The following is a 522-nucleotide window of genomic DNA, read 5'->3' as shown; positions in this document are numbered from 1 at the left end:
ACGGTAGGATTCGTGACTGGGGTGAAGTCGTAACAAGGTAGCCGTATCGGAAGGTGCGGCTGGATCACCTCCTTTCTAGAGTAGCACCGGGATCTAACGATCCATCATCAAGCGTCCACGCTTATCGACTGTTGAATGTAAAGAACAGTTTTATCGGGGCTGTAGCTCAGCTGGTTAGAGCACCGTGTTGATAACGCGGGGGTCGTTGGTTCGAGTCCAACCAGCCCTACCAAGTTATTGGCATACCCTAATGGGGGATTAGCTCAGCTGGGAGAGCACCTGCTTTGCAAGCAGGGGGTCGTCGGTTCGATCCCGTCATCCTCCACCATAAAGTTCAAACGTAAGTCGCCAATAATTGATTGGTGAGATTTAGGTTTGGTCTTTTCGAGATCACTGTTTTTTCGTTCTTTAACAATCTGGAAGAAGTAAAGTTTTTTTAAGCGTGTAGCGCATATCGGAAACGAGATGTGATGCACACTTAGGGTAGTAGTAATTTGTATCAAGCAAACATAGTTGTACTCT

At 46.9% G+C, this 522-nt stretch carries 2 tRNA genes and 1 rRNA gene; all 3 read left to right on the top strand.

Going from position 1 to position 522, the window contains the following annotated elements:
* Positions 1 to 75: ribosomal RNA gene (locus FVD38_RS26315) — 16S ribosomal RNA — on the top strand; the annotation flags it as partial.
* Positions 76 to 155: 80 nt separating this feature from the next.
* A tRNA-Ile gene (locus FVD38_RS26310) sits at positions 156 to 232 on the top strand.
* A 20-nt stretch (positions 233 to 252) separates the two neighbouring features.
* Positions 253 to 328, top strand: a tRNA-Ala gene (locus FVD38_RS26305).
* The last annotated feature ends 194 nt before the right edge of the window (positions 329 to 522 follow it).

The organism is Massilia arenae, assembly GCF_008014745.1.
Lineage (GTDB): Bacteria > Pseudomonadota > Gammaproteobacteria > Burkholderiales > Burkholderiaceae_D > Telluria > Telluria arenae.
Note: the sequence above shows the minus strand (reverse complement) of the source record. Positions and strands in the feature narration are given on the sequence as shown.